Here is a 17,519-nt window from a genome sequence, read left to right on the forward strand (position 1 = left end):
CAAAAATTGGGAGGCATTTTTTCATGAATTTCATCATATCGATATTAGAACAGGGTCTGATCTATGGGATCCTGGCACTGGGGATTTATATCACATACAAAATATTGGACTTTCCGGATCTTACGGTGGATGGAAGTTTCCCTCTGGGGGCAGCAATCACGGCTGCCCTTCTTACAAGAGGAATGAATCCATACATCACACTGATCCTTTCGTTTCTTGCAGGGGCAGTCGCAGGAATCTGCACCGGACTGATCCATGTGAAATGTAAGGTCAGAGATCTTCTCTCGGGAATCATTATGATGACAGCACTGTGGACGATCAATCTTTACATAGCGGGAACGGCCAATGTGCCGTTGTTTTCACAGAAGACTATTTTCAAAAATGACCTGATGGATAAGATCATCCCGGATGCACTTGTACTGTATTCAACATTGATCATTATCCTGGTGCTGGCAGTGATCTGTAAAGTATTGCTGGACCTTTATCTGAATACAAAGTCCGGATTTCTGTTAAGAGCCGTTGGTGACAATGACGTACTGGTAGTGTCTCTTGCAAAAGATAAAGGCAATATCAAGATCCTTGGACTTGCAATCTCAAACGGCCTGGTAGCGTTGGCCGGATGTGTGTTTACACAGGAGGAGCGAGTATTTGAAATTTCAATGGGAACCGGAGCAATGGTCATCGGCCTTGCAAGTGTGATCATTGGAACCAGCATTTTCCGTAAACTGACGCTGCTGCGTACGACAACAGCGGTACTGATCGGTTCAATCATTTATAAAGCCTGTGTGGCAATTGCACTCCGTAATTTTGATCCGCAGGCAATGAAACTGGTAACAGCAGTTCTGTTTCTGATTGTACTTATCATCAGTATGGAGAGAAAGAAGAAGGTGAACACCAATGCTTGAGTTAAAAGGAATTCATAAATATTACAATCCGGGAACCGTAAATGAGATGTGTCTGTTCCAGAATTTCAACCTGACGATCGACAAAGGGGAGTTCGTATCTGTTGTAGGAAGTAACGGTTCCGGAAAGACATCGATGTTAAATATTATCTGTGGAAGTATTCCGGTAGAAGGCGGACAGATCCTGATCAACGGATCGGATATTACAAAGCAGAAAGAATTTAAAAGGAACCAGAGAATCGGCCGTGTCTATCAGAATCCCGCAATGGGAACCTGCCCGAGCATGACCATTCTGGAAAATATGTCGCTGGCAGACAATAAAGGAAAGGTATTCGGCCTTTCCAGAGGAACGAACAAGGCAAGAATTGAGTATTACAGAGAACAGTTAAGCCAGCTCGGACTCGGTCTGGAAGATAAGATGGACGTCAAAGTCGGTGCATTATCCGGCGGACAGCGTCAGGCAATGGCACTTCTGATGTCTACCATGACACCGATCGAGTTCCTGATCCTGGATGAACATACGGCAGCACTGGATCCGAAGACCGCTGAACTGATCATGGAGCTGACCGATAAGATCGTAAAAGAAAAGAATCTTACAACGATCATGGTTACACATAACTTAAGATATGCGATCGAATATGGCAACCGTCTTGTGATGATGCATCAGGGAAATGCGATCCTGGATAAAAAAGGAGAAGAAAAAGACAAGATGTCGGTAGATGATATCCTGGCGTTATTTAATGAAATCAGTATTGAGTGTGGCAACTAAAAGATGTTATACTGAATATGCCAGTAAAAAGCACAGCTTTAAAGGCTGTGCTTTCTTTTGTGGCTGCCGGATACAAAAGAGAAGGATCCGGTGATAAAAAAGAAATGTATAAAAATACAAAGAATATAAGAAAGAGGACATACACATGGCAAAAAGAATTGCGAAATTTGAAAAGGTAAGTTTTGAACAGTTTAAAGGAGGATACACAGATGCGATCGGAGAAGCTTCCGATGAGCAGATCAGGGAAGTCTATGATTCCTTAAAACTTCCAAAACGCGCAACAAAAGGATCCGCAGGATATGATTTTTATGCGCCGGCAGCCATCACTTTAAAACCGGGAGAAACGGCTAAGATTCCAACCGGAATCCGTGCGAAGATGGAAGATAACTGGGTGCTTCAGTGCTATCCAAGAAGCGGTCTGGGATTCAAATTCCGCCTGCAGTTGAATAATACAGTAGGAATCATCGACAGCGATTATTATTATTCAGATAATGAGGGGCATATTTTCGCAAAGATCACCAATGATACAAATGAAGGGAAAACAGTGGAAATTCCGGCAGGAACGGGATTTATGCAGGGAATCTTCATGGAATATGGAATTACGGTAGATGATGAAGTGGAAGAGATAAGGAACGGTGGATTTGGCAGCACGACAAAATAGCCGGAAATGACGGATTCTGCATGAAATATTAAGAACCGGGGCATACTGGAAAGTATAGTCTATGTATATAAGAGGTGAGAAGGACATGACGCGCCAGGAAATCCCGGTTTTTAAGACAAGAGAAGAAAATGTAGCATATATGAATGAAACACTTCCAATCCAGGAAAGCTTTGACCTCATTCAAAGAGATCTGCTGATCGGAGGAAGGGTTTTTTCTTTTTATTTTGTAAATGGTTTTACGAGCGAAGAGACGATGTTGAAGATCATGGATGCACTTCTGAAGGTGAAGGAAGAAGAGATGCCAGAGGATGTGTGGGAGTTTGCCAACGCATGCATTCCATACGTTGAGGTTGAAGTGTTGTTTGATTTTGATCAGATACTGAAAAGCCTGCTGTCTGGTGAAACGTGTGTGTTCATTGATGGATACCGGGCATGTATTGTGATCGACTGCAGGACATATCCGGTAAGAAGTGTGGAAGAACCGGATAAAGATAAGTCCCTCCGAGGTTCCAGAGACGGTTTCGTAGAGACACTCGTATATAATACGGCAATGATGAGAAGAAGAATCCGTCATCCGGCGCTGATCATGGAGATGATGGAAGTCGGGGACAGTTCCAGAACGGATGTGGCACTCTGCTACATGGGAGACAGGGTAGACAAGGAACTGTTGAAAAATGTACGTGACAAGATCCGGAGTGTGGATACGGATGATCTGCGGATGAATCAGCAGAGTCTGGCGGAATGTCTGTTCAGACGGAAATGGTACAATCCATTCCCGAAGTTCAAGTTCACCGAGCGTCCGGACACGGCATCGGCATGTCTTCTGGAGGGAAAAGTCGTAATTCTGGTAGACAATTCACCATCTGCGATGATACTTCCGACATCGATCTTCGACATGATCGAAGAGGCCAATGATTATTATTTTCCGACACTGACCAGTGTCTATCTGAAAATATCCAGAACACTGATCAATCTGATGACGATATTTCTGACGCCGGTCTTTCTGCTTTTTATGCAGAACCTGAACTGGCTGCCGAAAGTATTTGCCTTTGTGGCGGTGAAGGATACAGTGAATATACCGTTGATCTATCAGCTTTTGATGCTGGAAGTAGCGATCGACGGTCTGAGGCTTGCGGCACTGAATACGCCAAGTATGTTAAGCACTCCGCTCAGTGTGATCGCAGGTCTGGTTATGGGAGAATTTTCGGTAGCATCGGGGTGGTTTAACAGCGAAGTCATGTTATACATGGCCTTTGTGGCAGTAGCCAATTATACACAGCCGAATTTTGAACTTGGTTATGCGTTAAAATTCATGCGTCTGGCATTACTGGTATTGACCGCATTATTTAATTGGTGGGGATTCGCACTGGGCTGTATTCTGGTGGTGTGCAGTATCTGCTTTAATAAGACGCTTTCCGGAAGAAGTTATCTGCATGTGAGCCTGAAATAGTGTAATGTGAAAAGTGGCAATGAATGTGTACACAAAAATAAGAAAATGATATAATAATTTTTATACTAAAGTGAGTATATAAGAGAACAAGTATACAAAAGAATATGCAAGAGAAAGGCAGCGATACAAATGAATCACAGAGACGAAAGACTCGGAAGTGCACCGCTGGGGAAACTGATGTTTTCTCTGGCGGTTCCTTCTGTGGCGGCACAGCTTATCAATGTGCTTTATAATATAGTAGACAGAATTTACATCGGTCATATTCCGGGATATGGAGATGTGGCACTGACCGGCGTTGGGGTAACATTTCCCATCCTTACGATGATCTCGGCATTCAGTGCATTTGCCGGAATGGGAGGCGCACCGCTTGCGTCAATCCAGCTTGGAAAAAAGAATAAACAGGGAGCGGAGCAGATCCTTGGCAATTCGGCAGGACTGCTGATCCTTTTTTCTGTGATTCTGACGGCGTTCTTTTCGATATGTAAGACACCAATCCTTTATGCATTCGGAGCAAGTGATGCAACGATTGTCTATGCAAGAGATTACATATCTATCTATCTGATCGGAACGATCTTTGTACAGCTGGCACTTGGGTTGAATGCCTACATCAGTGGACAGGGAGAAGCGAAGACGGCGATGTTGTCGGTACTGATCGGAGCGGTCTTGAATATCTGTCTGGATCCGGTGTTTATCTTCGTGCTGCATCTGGGTGTGCGAGGGGCGGCAATCGCAACCATTTTGTCGCAGGCGGTCAGCGCGGCATGGGTGGTACATTTCCTGACTTCAGAAAAGACTGTGATGCACCTGTCGCTAAAGAATATGCGCCTGAGAGCGGATGTGATCAAGATGATCGCCGGGCTTGGAATCTCGCCGTTCATCATGCAGAGTACGGAAAGTCTTGTGACGATCACGCTGAATACAGGACTTCAGAGATACGGCGGAGACCTGTATGTTGGTTCGATGTCGATCCTGATGAGTATCATGCAGTTGATCACAATTCCGGTGCAGGGGATTACACAGGGAATCCAGCCGATCATCAGTTATAATTACGGCGCAGGAAATAAGGAACGTGTGAAGGATACGATGAAACGGATGATCCTGGTATGTCTGGCAGGAACGCTTTTACTTGCAGGCGTTGCAATCCTTGCACCGCAGATTTATACCGGATTATTTACGAATAATCAGGAACTGTTGAAACTGACATGCCAGGTTATGCCGGTTTATTTTCTGGGAATCTCTATTTTTGGAATCCAGTGTGCGTGCCAGACATCGTTCATTTCACTGGGACAGGCAAAGGTGTCGCTGTTCATTGCGCTTCTCAGAAAGATTATTCTGTTGATCCCGCTTGCAATTATTTTGCCAAAATTCATGGGGGTGATGGGAATCTACCGTGCGGAGCCAATCGCAGATGTAATCTCTGTTGTGACGACAAGTGTTGTATTTATCTATACGATGAAAAAAGTTTTGCGTAATATGTAAGACAGTGGTAAGATGAAAGAGACTTGAGGATGAGGAGGGGTTCAATATGAGTGAATATGTAATAACCATCAACAGTACATCCGATCTGCCAAAAGAGTGGGTGTGGGAAAGAAAAATCCCGGTAGTTCCTCTGAACTGTACGATCGGCGGGAATACTTACCGTGATATGTATGATCTGTCCGCAGATGAATTCTACGGCATGTTAAGGGCCGGGGAGATGGCAGTGACATCACAGCCAAGTCCGCAGGCAGCAATCGATATGCTGGAACCAATCCTGAAAGAAGGAAAAGATATCCTGCATCTTAGTTTTTCATCAGGACTTAGCGGTACATATAACAGCATGTGTATAGCAGCAGAGGAACTGCAGGAAAAATATCCGGAAAGAAAGATCGTTGTGATCGATACGCTCTGTGCAAGTCTGGGAGAAGGACTGATTGATTATAAAGCACTGGAACTTCAGAAAGAAGGAAAGAGTCTGGAAGAAGTTGCACAGTGGGTGGAAGAGAATAAATTAAAAATCTGCCATTTCTTTATGGTAGAAGATCTGAATCATTTACAGAAAGGCGGACGTATCTCGAAGACGGCAGCAGTTCTTGGAACGATGGTGCAGATCAAGCCGATCATTTATCTGGATAATGAAGGAAAACTTCAGATCATCAAGAAAGAACGTGGCAGAAAGAAAGCAATGAATAAGATCGTGGATATGGCAATCGATGCATGCGAAGGAAAGATGCCGGACATGGTGATGATTCCGCACGGCAATTGTCCGAAGGATGCAGAGTATGTAGCGGAGCTGGTGCGTAAGAAAATGGGAGTAACGAATATCATGATGAATGATATCGGCACTGTGATCGGCGGTCATACGGGGCCGGGAATGGTTGCGGTAGTCTGCATGGGAGTGCACAGATAATAAAATTTCAGAATGTAGCATATAAAAACTGAGATAATAAAAAACTTGAGAATAAAAAACTTGAAAAAAGATATTGACAGATGCAGATACATATGGTAAATTATATGTTGCGTAAGGCAAAAAAGAAAGTAGAGTATCCACTCTCACCTTAGCACAATCGGGTGTCTAATGGTTTGATATTGAGTATAATACAGATTTGATTATAGATCTGATGATACAGATATGCAAGTGGATAGTCTCGAACTATTCACTTATTTTATTTTATGATGGAGGTGCACGACAATTAGCGATTTAATGATTAACGGGCAGATTAGAGACAAAGAAATTCGAGTGATTGGAGAGAATGGAGATCAGTTAGGTATCATGAGTCCAAGAGAAGCTATGAAGCTTGCTCAGGAAGCAGATCTGGATCTTGTGAAGATTGCTCCAAAGGCTCAGCCACCTGTTTGTAAGATTATTGATTACGGTAAGTACAGATATGAACTTGCAAGAAAGGAAAAAGAGGCTAAAAAGAAACAGAAGACCGTTGAAGTAAAAGAAGTGCGTCTTTCACCAAATATTGAGACAAACGATCTTAATACCAAAGTGAATAATGCTAAGAAGTTCATCAGCAAAGGTAACAAGGTAAAGGTTACACTGCGTTTCAGAGGTCGTGAGATGGCACATGTTCAGCAGAGCAAACACATTCTGGACGATTTCGCTCAGATGCTTGGTGACATCGCAGTCATTGAAAAACCGGCTAAGATGGAAGGCAGAAGCATGAGCATGGTTTTAACTGAAAAACGTTAAAAATACAATACAAGTTGAAGGAGGAGCATATCATGCCAAAAATTAAAACTAATAGAGCAGCTGCAAAGCGCTTCAAAAAGACAGGTACAGGAAAATTAAAAAGAAATAAAGCTTACAAGAGCCATATCTTAACTAAGAAATCTACAAAGAGAAAAAGAAATCTTAGAAAAGCAACAATTGCTGATGCTACTAATGTAAAGAACATGAAGAAGGTATTACCATATCTCTAAGATAAGGTTCAATTTGTGAAGGAGGAAGAATAAGACATGGCAAGAATTAAAGGCGGATTAAACGCTAAAAAAAGACATAACAGAACATTAAAGTTAGCAAAAGGATACAGAGGAGCACGTTCTAAACAGTACAGAGTTGCAAAACAGTCTGTAATGAGAGCTCTTACATCTTCATACGCAGGAAGAAAACAGCGCAAACGTCAGATGCGTCAGCTCTGGATCGCTCGTATCAACGCTGCAGCAAGAATGAACGGTCTGTCATACAGCAAGTTCATGCACGGCTTAAAAGTAGCTAACATCGAGATGAACAGAAAGATGCTTGCAGAGATGGCTGTAAATGATGCAGAAGGATTTGCAACACTTGCAGAAGCTGCAAAAGCTGCTTTAGCTTAATTTTAATAGAGAATTTTAACACGCAGGAAAATCCTGCGTGTTTTTTTATACCAAAGAATACTATGCCGGGTAATTTAACTGTTCATCAGTAATATTCTCAAGAACCTCGGTAAGATATTTCTTAGACAGATATTTCGCCATCGGAAGGTTCATATCCAGATAGTTGCCACAGTCTTTGGCAGCGGCTCCGGGAACTTCACCTTCGAATTCTGCCATAAATGTATACATTTCTTTTAATAACGGCACGATATCTTTGGATTCATAACTTCCGGCGAGGATCAGATAGAATCCGGTACGGCATCCCATTGGTCCGAAGTAGATCGTTTTGTCGGCATATTCTGCATGATTGCGTAAGAATGTTGCGGCAAGATGTTCGATGGTGTGAACCTCAGCTGTGTTCATTACTGGTTCTTTGTTGGGACGGGTCATGCGCAGATCAAAAGTTGTGATCGGATTACCGGCTACCTGGTCGACACGGGAAACATATACACCCGGAACAAGTCTCAGGTGATCTACTGTAAAACTTGCAATTTTTTCCATAATTGATACACCTCTTTTTTTTCAAAATTTTTCAAAATATTATGCAGAAATATTATAGCATTTTCAGCAGAATTTGACTATAAAAAGATGAAAAGGTGTGATATACTGAGTTTTATATTGGCATTAGAGGTCAATGCGGTTAACAGTGTCTGTGGAGTGTATTCATGGATGGAAAAGGGTATTTTAGGAGGAAAAATTAGGAGAATGAAGCTTTATCTGGTAAGACATGGAGAAACTGATTGGAATAAAGTAAAAAGGATTCAGGGGCAGGTAGATATCCCGCTGAATCAGTTTGGCAAGCGTTTGGCAGAAGAAACAGCGGAAGGATTGCGGGATATCCCGTTTGATCTGTGTATTTCAAGTCCGTTGTCAAGAGCACATGAGACGGCGAGAATTATATTGTATGGGAAAGATATCCCGATCATCAAAGATGCCAGAATTGAGGAAATGGCATTTGGTGAATATGAAGGAAAATGCTGTGCAAGAGATAACTGGGAACTCCCGGAGGATTTTCACAAATTTTTTAATGATCCGGCAGGATTCGTACCTGGGAAAGGCGGAGAATCATTTGCTGATGTGAAGAAGAGAACCGGAGAATTTCTGAAGAGTCTGTATAAAAAGACTGAGGGTGTATATGAAAATATTCTGATCACCACACATGGTGCGGCACTGGCCGGAATGCTGAATAATATCCGAAAAGAGCCGTTAGAGAAGTACTGGGGAATCGGGGTACACAGTAACTGCGGAGTAACAGAAGTAGAAATGAAGAATGGAGAGGCGACGATTCTTTCTGAAAATGTTACATATTACGAGGAAACAGTAAGACCATGGGCTGATAAATAAAAATAGTTATAAAAATCATGATATCATAAGAGCAAAAGGAGAATGAATATGGCAATTGAAACAGTGGGACAACAGAAGTATGCAGATTTGACTGCAAAAAGAATTAAGTCGTTGCAGACGGGGATGATAATCTGGATCAGCCTTTTTTGTCTGGCACTGATCTGTTCTTTCTCTAATAATCTGCTTGCAATCATTGTGGGAATTGTAGCGGTAGTCTATGCAGTGGTCAATACAAAGGGAAGAAAAGCATTCAACAGTAAACTGGATAAAATAGAAGATAAAAATGAATTCTACCGCCAGATTGTGGCACCAGATGTACTTGAATTGAAAGAAGAACAGCTTCTGGTTGCAAAAGATTATGTCATTGTAGTTGATGCGGATGTATGGATATACGATCTGCATCATATGGAAAAAGTAGAAGTGGGAAAACAAGGAAATGTGAAGAAAACCCTGTTCCTGACAGAACCAAATGGAAAAAGACATGCCATTTTGTCGACAACTAAGGGGGATGGAAGACAGGAAGCGTTTGATCAGGTGTATTATAGATTGCATGATCGGCTTGCTGTTTAGTTCATCATCGTGGCTTACCCCGGTCCATGAGAAAGACTTGGTATTCTGGTTCTAACATCGCTCCATATACGCCAGAACCAGAATACCAAGTCTTTCTCATGTCGTGATAGGCCAATGATAATGAATTCAATAGCGGAATTATAACCCTTGTGTGTAGCTGGGAAGTTTTATGGAGGTCAGGGTAACGACCGCTTTATGCATTTAACAGCAATCTAATTATCTTCCTCCTGAACCGTATAAGTCTGTCTCTTACGAGCCATCTCATCACTTTCAAGATATTCATCATAAGTCGTAATCTTATCAATCAGTTTACCGCCCGGTACGATCTCCATGATACGGTTGGCTGTGGTCTGCACGATCTGGTGGTCTCTGGAAGAGAAGAGCAGTACACCAGGAAATTTTGTCATTCCGTTGTTGAGTGCGGTGATGCTTTCCATATCCAGGTGGTTGGTAGGCTCGTCGAGGATCAGTACATTGGCACCGCTGATCATCATCTTGGATAACAGACAGCGTACCTTCTCTCCTCCGGAAAGAACACGTACCTTCTTCACACCGTCATCACCGGAGAACAGCATACGTCCAAGGAATCCACGTACATAAGTGGCATCTTTTTCTTCCGAATACTGTGTCAGCCAGTCTACGATGCTGTAATCGTTGTCGAATTCACTTCCGCTGTCGAGTGGGAAGTAAGCCTGAGTTGTAGTGATTCCCCATTTATAAGTACCTTCGTCCGGTTCCATCTCTCCTGCAAGGATCTGGAAGAGCGTTGTCTTGGCAAGCTCATTGCTTCCGACGAATGCAACCTTGTCATCGTGGTTCAGAGTAAAGGAAATGTTATCCAGAACCTTTTCGCCGTCAATTGTTTTGCTTAATCCTTCTACCGTCAGTACTTCGTTACCAATCTCGCGGTTCGGACGGAAGTCGATGTAAGGATATTTACGGCTGGATGGCTGGATGTCATCAAGCTGAATCTTCTCCAGGGCACGTTTTCTGGAAGTAGCCTGTTTAGACTTTGAAGCATTGGCACTGAAACGTGAGATGAATTCCTGTAACTCTTTGATCTTTTCTTCTTTTTTCTTATTGGCTTCTTTCATCTGACGGATCAGAAGCTGGCTTGACTCATACCAGAAGTCATAGTTACCGGCATAGAGCTTGATCTTACCATAATCGATATCGGCGATCTGTGTGCAGACCTTATTCAGGAAGTAACGGTCATGGGATACAACGATGACGGTATTGTCAAAGTTAATCAAGAATTCTTCCAGCCATGCGATCGCATCGAGGTCTAAGTGGTTAGTAGGCTCGTCGAGGAGCAGAATGTCCGGATTACCGAACAGTGCCTGTGCAAGCAGGACCTTAACCTTCTCCGGACCATTTAAGTTCTTCAGCATTTCATAATGCATTTCAACCGGAATTCCAAGACCATTTAATAATGTGGCAGCATCAGATTCCGCTTCCCATCCGTTCATGGCTGCGAATTCACCTTCCAGTTCGCTGGCTTTCATACCGTCTTCATCGGTGAAATCTTCTTTTGCATAGATGGCTTCTTTTTCTTTCATGATCTCATACAGTCTTGCATTTCCCATCATAACGGTATCCAGAACCGGATATTCGTCGTATTTGAAATGATCCTGCTGCAGGAAAGAAAGACGTTCACCCGGTGTGATGATGACCTCTCCGTTCGTCGGCTCAAGCTGTCCGGACAGAATCTTAAGAAATGTAGATTTACCCGCACCGTTTGCTCCAATCAGACCGTAGCAGTTTCCTTCTGTAAATTTAATATTAACATCTTCGAACAGGGCTTTTTTACCAACCCGTAATGTTACATTACTTGTACTAATCATATTGGTTTGTATTCTCCTTGTCGTTTGAATCTTCGTTGATAGTGACTGCGCCCGGATTTGCAGACGCTGACTAGCATATAGTACCAGAGATAAAGGAAAATAGCAAGGGAAGTTCCTCTTTTCCTTCTATGAAAAAGGGTATATAATGATAGCAGTATCATGCGCAGAGCTGTCGGTGGCAGGTTCTGTAGATAAACGATAAAAATGCGCAGACAAATTTACGAAGATTATAAAGCTAAAGAGAGGTAAGGCTTATGGTAAAAGCAACATTAGTACTGGAAGGCGGGGCAAACCGCGGAGTATTTACATCTGGAGTTCTTGATTATCTGATGGAAAAGGACATGTATATGTCCAATGTGATCGGCGTATCGGCAGGTGCGTGTAATGCGGTTGATTATGTGTCGAAACAGGCTGGGCGGAGCCGGGAATGTGTGATCCATCGTGAGAAAGAATACGATTATGTATATGGTTTAAAGAAGACCCTGAAAGAAAAAGCCCTGATGGATATGGATATGCTGTTCGATAAATTTCCGAACGAAATTTATCCATTTGATTTTGAGACTTATTTTGCATCTGAGATGGAATGTGAGCTGGTGGTTACGAACTGTATCACGGGAGATGCAGAATATCTGTCGGAAGATAAAGATGCGGAACGTCTGATGAAGATCTGCCGTGCATCGAGCAGTATGCCGCTTGCGGCACCGATTGCAAATGTAGACGGAATCCCGTATATGGACGGCGGCCTTGCTGATTCCATTCCAATTGAATATGCATTGGAAAAAGGAAATGACAAGATTGTTGTAGTATTGACGAGAAATCCGGGCTACCGCAAGAAGAGAGCGGTAAAAGCAACGGAACAGCTTTATAAAAGAGCTTATAAGAAATATCCGAATCTGGTACGTACGATCATGACAAGAAATGCTGTATACAACAAGCAGATGAAACTGATCGAAAAGCTGGAAGAAGAAGGAAAGATATTCGTGATCCGTCCGCTGATCCCGACTGTGTCCCGTATGGAAAAGGATTATGACAAGCTGCAGCATTTCTATATGCATGGAAACAGACTGATGAAGAAAGAATATCAGGGACTGCTGGAGTATCTGAACGAATAAATATAAAAGCAGATTATAATGTTTATGGAAATAAACAGAGTAAGAAAAATAAAAACAGGATGAGACAGAGAATGGAACCAAGAACATTACTAGATTTTATGGGCGTGGCAGAACGCCTGAAATGTAATATGCGCCATTCCAGAACGGCAGAGAACAGACGGGAAAGTGTAGCAGAACATACCTACCGTCTGTGCGTGTTTGCATGGCTGGTAAAAGAAGAATTCCCGGATTGTGATATGGACAAGGTGATGAGGATGAGCCTGTTCCATGATCTGGGAGAAGCAGTGACCGGAGATATTCCGGTATTTGTGAAGACAGATTCTGACCGAGAAGTAGAAGAAAGTGCAATCAGCAATGTGACAGCGATGCTCCCGGAAAGGGAACGAAAAGAACTGGATGCGCTGTTTGATGAACTGGAAAAAGCAGAGACGATGGAAGCGAAAATCGTACATGCACTGGATAAGATGGAAGCATTGATCCAACATAATGAGGCAGATATTGCAACGTGGCTTCCACTAGAATATGATCTTCAGATGACTTATGGAGAAAAAGAATGTAAGGCAGATCCGTATCTTGCGAAGCTGCGTGAAGTGATCCGACGGATATCGGCAGATAAGATTGCCTCAGAGGGAGAAGAAAGGGGACAGTCTTACTATATAAGAAAAGGTGTGGAGAATATGCATCTGGAAGAAGTGGCAGCACTTCTGCACAGTACGGACTGGGCAAAAGACAGAACGGAAGAGCTGATCAGAAAAAGTATGGAGAATGCCTGTCCGTATGGATTATTTCTGAGTGACTGCATCAGTGAAGGCGAAAAAGACAGGCAGATCGGATTTGCGAGAGTTCTGACGGATGGTGTGACGACATTTTACCTGATGGATCTGGTCATAGAAGAAGCGTATCGTGGGCAGGGGTTTGGAACAATCATGATGAATCAGATCATGAAGGAAAACGGGCATCTGTATGGTATGCTTCATACACAAACTGCAAAAGCATTTTATGAAAGATATGGGTTCCGGGAAATAGGAAATACAAAGAAAACAGAAGAAATATATATGGAAAAACCGTGTGGCTAAAAATAGCTACACGGTTTTTGGTTCAAAAGGAAAAGGCTAAAGTATTCAGGATTTTCTGATATCTATAGATCTTCCAGGTTAATATCGCGGGGCGTTTCCATATGTTTCAATGTAATCTCATAGATGTGGGAAGTATCGCCATTCTTCATACAATCCAAAATTGCCATATGTTCTTCGTAAGTCTGTTCCATACGGCCTTTATGTGCAAGGGAGAGTTCAGCCAGCCGTTTCATGCGGTACATGAACATGGCGAATACATTTGAAAACTGTTCATTTTCCAGATAATCTATGATTTTTGTGTGAAACTGAAAATCATATTCGGAAAATTCTTTGATAGAATGTGTAGTTTCCATAATATCGTTCATGCACTCCATGATCCAGTCTAGCTCTTTAAAAAGCTTTTTCGCTTTGCGGGTAGAAGAAGCTTTACTGATCTGAACGGTGCAGTATGTTTCCAGTGCAGAACGTACCTGAAATGTTTCATTTACATCCTTCCGGTTCATCTGATGCAACATAAATCCTTTGCTGGGAATAATATCAATATAACCTTCCTGTGCAAGTCTGTGCACGGCATCTCTTAGCGGGGTGCGCGAAATTCCAAGTTCTTTTGATAATTTTGTCTCGGAATAGACTTCCTGATAGGAAAAATGATTCTCCATGATCAATTTCTGGAGATAATTATAAGCTTGTTCATTGAGTGGTGTCATAGTAACTCCTTATATTTCACGATAATTATTTATTTAACAAAATTCATGCGTTTTTCGCTATAAATATCATACAATACGGGCTGAAATCGGTCAAGTGAAAAGGAAAACAAGGGTGAAAAAAGTTGTCTATAATGTTAAGAAAATAACGAAAGAAAAGCGATGTATATGTTAAAAATAGACAAAAATAGAGGCGGAAAACTGGTGAAATAAGAGAAAGAAAAATAACGTCTTGACCGGTATACCGGTATGTAGTAAAGTGTAGTCAGAAACAAAAAAGAACGACACATTTCACTGATCCGAACGGAAATGAACAAGTGTAAACTATGTTGTGAAAGTAAACGATCATGTGGAGTGAAAAAGAGAAAGGATGTATGAAAATGAAAGTAGGATTTATTGGACTTGGTATCATGGGAAGACCGATGGCAAAGAACTTATTGAATGCAGGTGTAGAGCTGCTGGTATCTGATTTAAATAAAGAAGCAGTTGCAGATGTTGTAGCAGCAGGAGCAAAAGAAGCAACATACGCAGAAATTGGTGAGCAGTGTGGAAGAATTATCATCATGGTTCCAAGCGGAGCAATTTCCAAATCTATCTTATTTGATGAAGACGGTGTTGCATCGACCATCAAAGAAGGAACCGTTGTATGTGATATGAGTTCTGTAACACCGGTAGAATCAAAGGAATGCTACGAAGGACTGAAAGATAAAGGTGTAGGATTCGTAGATGCACCGGTATCCGGAGGAGAGCCTGGAGCTGTTGCAGGAACACTTGCAATCATGGCCGGAGGAGATCAGGAAGACTTCGATGCAATGAAAGAGTATTTTGACATTCTTGGATCTTCTGCGTTACTGATTGGTGGAAGCGGAAGCGGAAGTGTTACAAAGCTTGCAAACCAGGTAATCGTTAATAACACAATTGCAGTGGTATCTGAAGCATTTGTACTTGCTACAAAAGCAGGAGCAGATCCGGAAAAAGTATATCATGCGATCCGCGGAGGACTTGCAGGAAGCGCAGTACTTGATGCCAAGATCCCGATGATCATCGAGCGTAACTTCAAACCAGGCGGACCGATCAGAATCAACCATAAAGATATCAAGAACGTAGTAAATACAGCACATTCGATCGATGTACCGATTCCATATACAGCACAGCTTTATGAAATCCTTCAGACACTGAAGATCCACGGACATATGAATGATGATCATGGCGGAATTGTTCAGTATTTCGAAAAACTTGCTGACGTAGAAGTAAAAAAGACGGAAGAGTAAAGGAGAATGAACATGGCATTGAATGCAGAAGTATTAACTTCATATAAGAAGATTGACGAAGCTTATATCGATGAACTGTTAAAGAAAGAAATTGAAAAGAATAATAAAAAGATCGTTGTCTTAGACGATGACCCGACAGGAGTTCAGACGGTACATGACATTTCCGTATACACAAACTGGGAAAAAGATACAATCCGTCAGGGATTTGATGAGGAGAATAACTTATTCTATGTCCTGACCAACTCCAGAGGATTTACAGCGGAACAGACAACCAAGGCACACAATGAGATCGCTGCAGTGGTTGACGAAGTCGCAAAAGAGACCGGAAAAGAATACATATTCATCAGCAGAAGTGATTCTACTCTTCGTGGACATTATCCACTGGAGACAGAGCTTCTGAAGAAGAACTATGAAACCAATACAGGAAAGACGATCGACGGTGAGATCCTCTGCCCGTTCTTCAAAGAAGGCGGAAGATATACGATTGATAATGTACATTATGTAAAATACGGTGAAGAGTTGATTCCTGCGAATGAGACAGAGTTTGCCAAAGATAAGACATTTGGCTACAGTGCAGCGACAATGCCGGAGTATGTAGAAGAGAAGACAAAAGGGGCATACAAAGCTTCCGATGTTACCTGCATTTCACTGGAAGATATCCACGATATGAACATCGACAAGATCGAAGAAGCGCTGATGGAAGTGAAAGACTTCAATAAGATCATTGTAAATGCTGTGGATTATGCAGATGTAAAAGTATTCTGTGTGGCATTGTACAGAGCAATGGCAAAGGGAAAAGTATTCATGTTCCGTACGGCGGCAGCTATCGTAAAGGTTATGGGCGGAGTAACCGATCAGCCGCTTCTTAGCAGAGAACAGATGGTGGTAAAAGAGACAGACAACGGAGGAATCATCGTTGTAGGTTCTCATACAGATAAGACTACAAAACAGGTGGAAGAACTGAAGAAATTGACAGACATTGAATTCATCGAACTGGATGCAACACTTGTAAAAGATGACGAAGCATTTGAAAAAGAAGTAAAGAGATGTCTGGATCTGGAAGAGACTTGCATTAAAGCCGGAAAGACAGTCTGCTGTTATACAACAAGAGCACTGATTACTGCTGATACAGGTGATAAAGAGGATGAGTTAAGATTATCTGTAAAGATCTCCGATGCAGTACAGTCACTGGTTGGACGTTTAAGTGTAACACCAAGCTTTGTAATCGCAAAAGGCGGAATTACATCCAGTGATGTAGGAACAAAAGCTCTGGCGGTAAAGAAAGCGAATGTTCTTGGTCAGATCAAGCCTGGAATCCCGGTATGGCAGACAGGAGAAGAAAGTAAATTCCCTCTGACACCATACGTTATCTTCCCTGGAAACGTAGGTGAGATCACAACATTAAGAGAAGCTGTGGAAGTGCTGACAGCAAAATAAATAACAAAACATGTCAAAAACAGACAAGACGAAATAGACAAAACGCAACCGATCATTATCCTGCCGCTTCTGATCGCGACAGCAATGAGATTCATTCAGGGATCAGGAACTGTAGCAATGACGACAGCAGCAAGTATCACAGCACCGATCATCGCAGCATCAGGCGTAAGCCCGATCCTTGGAGCAGTGGCATGCTGCGTAGGATCTTTATTCTTCGGATACTTCAACGACAGTTATTTCTGGGTAGTAAACAGAACCTTAGGTGTCAGCGAGGCGAAAGATCAGTTAACGATCTGGTCTGTAACATCAACGGTAGCATGGGCTGTCGGTGTAGTTGAAGTGTTGATACTTAATATATTTATGTAAAGAATATCAGAAATTCTTGTATACTTTGATATACAAAAATGAGCTGACCGGAAAGTGTGGAATGAGTAGTGCCCCATAATTTCCGATCGGCTTTTTTATATCAAAGTATGTAAGGAAATGTATTGGTGGCTAGCTAAATAAAAATAAACAAAAATAAACATGATATATTGTGA

18 protein-coding genes and 1 pseudogene are annotated in these 17,519 nt (G+C 42.2%); 16 read left to right on the top strand and 3 right to left on the bottom strand.

Features of this window, described 5'->3' with window-relative positions; all coding sequences use genetic code 11:
- The first annotated feature begins 23 nt into the window (after positions 1-23).
- From NCY30_RS00705 to rplT, 9 genes are all read left to right on the top strand, one after another.
- The gene (locus tag NCY30_RS00705; protein WP_022416004.1) at positions 24-905 is read left to right on the top strand and encodes an ABC transporter permease; all 882 of its coding nucleotides are present in this window, start codon (positions 24-26) and stop codon (positions 903-905) included.
- Positions 898-1,671, top strand: coding sequence for an ABC transporter ATP-binding protein (locus tag NCY30_RS00710; RefSeq protein WP_022416005.1), 774 nt, complete (start codon positions 898-900; stop codon positions 1,669-1,671). The genes NCY30_RS00705 and NCY30_RS00710 overlap by 8 nt, the downstream gene beginning before the upstream one ends.
- 145 nt (positions 1,672-1,816) lie before the next feature.
- Positions 1,817-2,332 (top strand): deoxyuridine 5'-triphosphate nucleotidohydrolase, encoded by a 516-nt coding sequence (locus NCY30_RS00715; RefSeq protein WP_006427935.1) that lies wholly within the window; start codon positions 1,817-1,819, stop codon positions 2,330-2,332.
- An 85-nt stretch (positions 2,333-2,417) separates the two neighbouring features.
- Positions 2,418-3,782, top strand: coding sequence for a spore germination protein (locus NCY30_RS00720; protein ID WP_022416006.1), 1,365 nt, complete (start codon positions 2,418-2,420; stop codon positions 3,780-3,782).
- Between the two features lie 129 nt (positions 3,783-3,911).
- Complete coding sequence (locus tag NCY30_RS00725) at positions 3,912-5,261, top strand: MATE family efflux transporter (protein WP_006427933.1); 1,350 nt, start codon at positions 3,912-3,914, stop codon at positions 5,259-5,261.
- 46 nt (positions 5,262-5,307) lie between these two features.
- Entirely contained in the window at positions 5,308-6,171 is an 864-nt protein-coding gene (locus NCY30_RS00730) for a DegV family protein (protein WP_006427932.1), read from the top strand.
- 294 nt (positions 6,172-6,465) lie between these two features.
- Positions 6,466-6,960, top strand: coding sequence for a translation initiation factor IF-3 (gene infC / locus NCY30_RS00735; protein ID WP_006427931.1), 495 nt, complete (start codon positions 6,466-6,468; stop codon positions 6,958-6,960).
- Positions 6,961-6,992: 32 nt separating this feature from the next.
- The gene (gene rpmI / locus NCY30_RS00740; protein ID WP_006427930.1) at positions 6,993-7,190 is read left to right on the top strand and encodes a 50S ribosomal protein L35; all 198 of its coding nucleotides are present in this window, start codon (positions 6,993-6,995) and stop codon (positions 7,188-7,190) included.
- Positions 7,191-7,226: 36 nt separating this feature from the next.
- Complete coding sequence (gene rplT, locus NCY30_RS00745) at positions 7,227-7,583, top strand: 50S ribosomal protein L20 (protein ID WP_006427929.1); 357 nt, start codon at positions 7,227-7,229, stop codon at positions 7,581-7,583.
- Positions 7,584-7,643: 60 nt separating this feature from the next.
- Here the strand turns inward: rplT and NCY30_RS00750 are convergent, their stop codons facing one another.
- Positions 7,644-8,123: an S-ribosylhomocysteine lyase gene (locus NCY30_RS00750; protein ID WP_006427928.1), complete on the bottom strand. Its 480-nt coding sequence runs from the start codon at positions 8,121-8,123 to the stop codon at positions 7,644-7,646.
- A 204-nt stretch (positions 8,124-8,327) separates the two neighbouring features.
- Here NCY30_RS00750 and NCY30_RS00755 point away from each other — a divergent pair, with 204 nt between their 5' ends.
- Both NCY30_RS00755 and NCY30_RS00760 read left to right on the top strand, forming a co-directional pair.
- Positions 8,328-8,966, top strand: a complete 639-nt coding sequence (locus NCY30_RS00755) for a histidine phosphatase family protein (RefSeq protein WP_173787755.1) — start codon at positions 8,328-8,330, stop codon at positions 8,964-8,966.
- A gap of 48 nt (positions 8,967-9,014) precedes the next feature.
- Positions 9,015-9,536 carry a hypothetical protein gene (locus NCY30_RS00760; protein ID WP_055180338.1) on the top strand — a complete coding sequence of 174 codons (522 nt, stop codon included), beginning with the start codon at positions 9,015-9,017 and terminating at the stop codon, positions 9,534-9,536.
- A gap of 212 nt (positions 9,537-9,748) precedes the next feature.
- Here the strand turns inward: NCY30_RS00760 and NCY30_RS00765 are convergent, their stop codons facing one another.
- Positions 9,749-11,380 (bottom strand): ABC-F family ATP-binding cassette domain-containing protein, encoded by a 1,632-nt coding sequence (locus NCY30_RS00765; RefSeq protein ID WP_130096255.1) that lies wholly within the window; start codon positions 11,378-11,380, stop codon positions 9,749-9,751.
- A gap of 254 nt (positions 11,381-11,634) precedes the next feature.
- Here NCY30_RS00765 and NCY30_RS00770 point away from each other — a divergent pair, with 254 nt between their 5' ends.
- Complete coding sequence (locus NCY30_RS00770) at positions 11,635-12,492, top strand: patatin-like phospholipase family protein (protein ID WP_022416011.1); 858 nt, start codon at positions 11,635-11,637, stop codon at positions 12,490-12,492.
- A gap of 71 nt (positions 12,493-12,563) precedes the next feature.
- A complete protein-coding gene (locus NCY30_RS00775) occupies positions 12,564-13,568 on the top strand; it encodes a bifunctional HD family hydrolase/N-acetyltransferase (protein ID WP_022416012.1) in 1,005 nt (334 codons plus the stop codon).
- A 62-nt stretch (positions 13,569-13,630) separates the two neighbouring features.
- On the opposite strand, the gene NCY30_RS00780 is transcribed toward NCY30_RS00775, so the two are convergent.
- The gene (locus NCY30_RS00780; protein ID WP_006428019.1) at positions 13,631-14,275 is read right to left on the bottom strand and encodes a GntR family transcriptional regulator; all 645 of its coding nucleotides are present in this window, start codon (positions 14,273-14,275) and stop codon (positions 13,631-13,633) included.
- Between the two features lie 377 nt (positions 14,276-14,652).
- Between NCY30_RS00780 and garR the strand changes: the two genes are divergently transcribed.
- The 3 genes and pseudogenes from garR to NCY30_RS00795 all read left to right on the top strand — a co-directional run.
- A complete protein-coding gene (gene garR, locus NCY30_RS00785; protein ID WP_171054387.1) occupies positions 14,653-15,543 on the top strand; it encodes a 2-hydroxy-3-oxopropionate reductase in 891 nt (296 codons plus the stop codon).
- Positions 15,544-15,555: 12 nt separating this feature from the next.
- Complete coding sequence (locus NCY30_RS00790; RefSeq protein ID WP_250818391.1) at positions 15,556-16,980, top strand: four-carbon acid sugar kinase family protein; 1,425 nt, start codon at positions 15,556-15,558, stop codon at positions 16,978-16,980.
- Between the two features lie 48 nt (positions 16,981-17,028).
- Positions 17,029-17,346 (top strand): annotated as a pseudogene (locus NCY30_RS00795) (GntP family permease); the annotation flags it as partial.
- Between the last annotated feature and the right edge of the window lie 173 nt (positions 17,347-17,519).

The organism is Dorea sp. MB18-49 (assembly GCF_023669465.1).
Lineage (GTDB): Bacteria > Bacillota > Clostridia > Lachnospirales > Lachnospiraceae > Dorea_A > Dorea_A longicatena.

Coding starts and splice junctions, on each gene's coding strand:
- NCY30_RS00780 (WP_006428019.1), bottom strand. CDS start 14,275: ATGACACCACTCAATGAACAAGCTTATAATTATCTCCAGAAATTGATC.
- NCY30_RS00770 (WP_022416011.1), top strand. CDS start 11,635: ATGGTAAAAGCAACATTAGTACTGGAAGGCGGGGCAAACCGCGGAGTA.
- NCY30_RS00725 (WP_006427933.1), top strand. CDS start 3,912: ATGAATCACAGAGACGAAAGACTCGGAAGTGCACCGCTGGGGAAACTG.
- NCY30_RS00710 (WP_022416005.1), top strand. CDS start 898: ATGCTTGAGTTAAAAGGAATTCATAAATATTACAATCCGGGAACCGTA.
- NCY30_RS00775 (WP_022416012.1), top strand. CDS start 12,564: ATGGAACCAAGAACATTACTAGATTTTATGGGCGTGGCAGAACGCCTG.
- NCY30_RS00715 (WP_006427935.1), top strand. CDS start 1,817: ATGGCAAAAAGAATTGCGAAATTTGAAAAGGTAAGTTTTGAACAGTTT.
- NCY30_RS00755 (WP_173787755.1), top strand. CDS start 8,328: ATGAAGCTTTATCTGGTAAGACATGGAGAAACTGATTGGAATAAAGTA.
- garR (WP_171054387.1), top strand. CDS start 14,653: ATGAAAGTAGGATTTATTGGACTTGGTATCATGGGAAGACCGATGGCA.
- rplT (WP_006427929.1), top strand. CDS start 7,227: ATGGCAAGAATTAAAGGCGGATTAAACGCTAAAAAAAGACATAACAGA.
- NCY30_RS00720 (WP_022416006.1), top strand. CDS start 2,418: ATGACGCGCCAGGAAATCCCGGTTTTTAAGACAAGAGAAGAAAATGTA.
- NCY30_RS00760 (WP_055180338.1), top strand. CDS start 9,015: ATGGCAATTGAAACAGTGGGACAACAGAAGTATGCAGATTTGACTGCA.
- NCY30_RS00730 (WP_006427932.1), top strand. CDS start 5,308: ATGAGTGAATATGTAATAACCATCAACAGTACATCCGATCTGCCAAAA.
- NCY30_RS00750 (WP_006427928.1), bottom strand. CDS start 8,123: ATGGAAAAAATTGCAAGTTTTACAGTAGATCACCTGAGACTTGTTCCG.
- NCY30_RS00705 (WP_022416004.1), top strand. CDS start 24: ATGAATTTCATCATATCGATATTAGAACAGGGTCTGATCTATGGGATC.
- NCY30_RS00790 (WP_250818391.1), top strand. CDS start 15,556: ATGGCATTGAATGCAGAAGTATTAACTTCATATAAGAAGATTGACGAA.
- infC (WP_006427931.1), top strand. CDS start 6,466: ATGATTAACGGGCAGATTAGAGACAAAGAAATTCGAGTGATTGGAGAG.
- rpmI (WP_006427930.1), top strand. CDS start 6,993: ATGCCAAAAATTAAAACTAATAGAGCAGCTGCAAAGCGCTTCAAAAAG.
- NCY30_RS00765 (WP_130096255.1), bottom strand. CDS start 11,380: ATGATTAGTACAAGTAATGTAACATTACGGGTTGGTAAAAAAGCCCTG.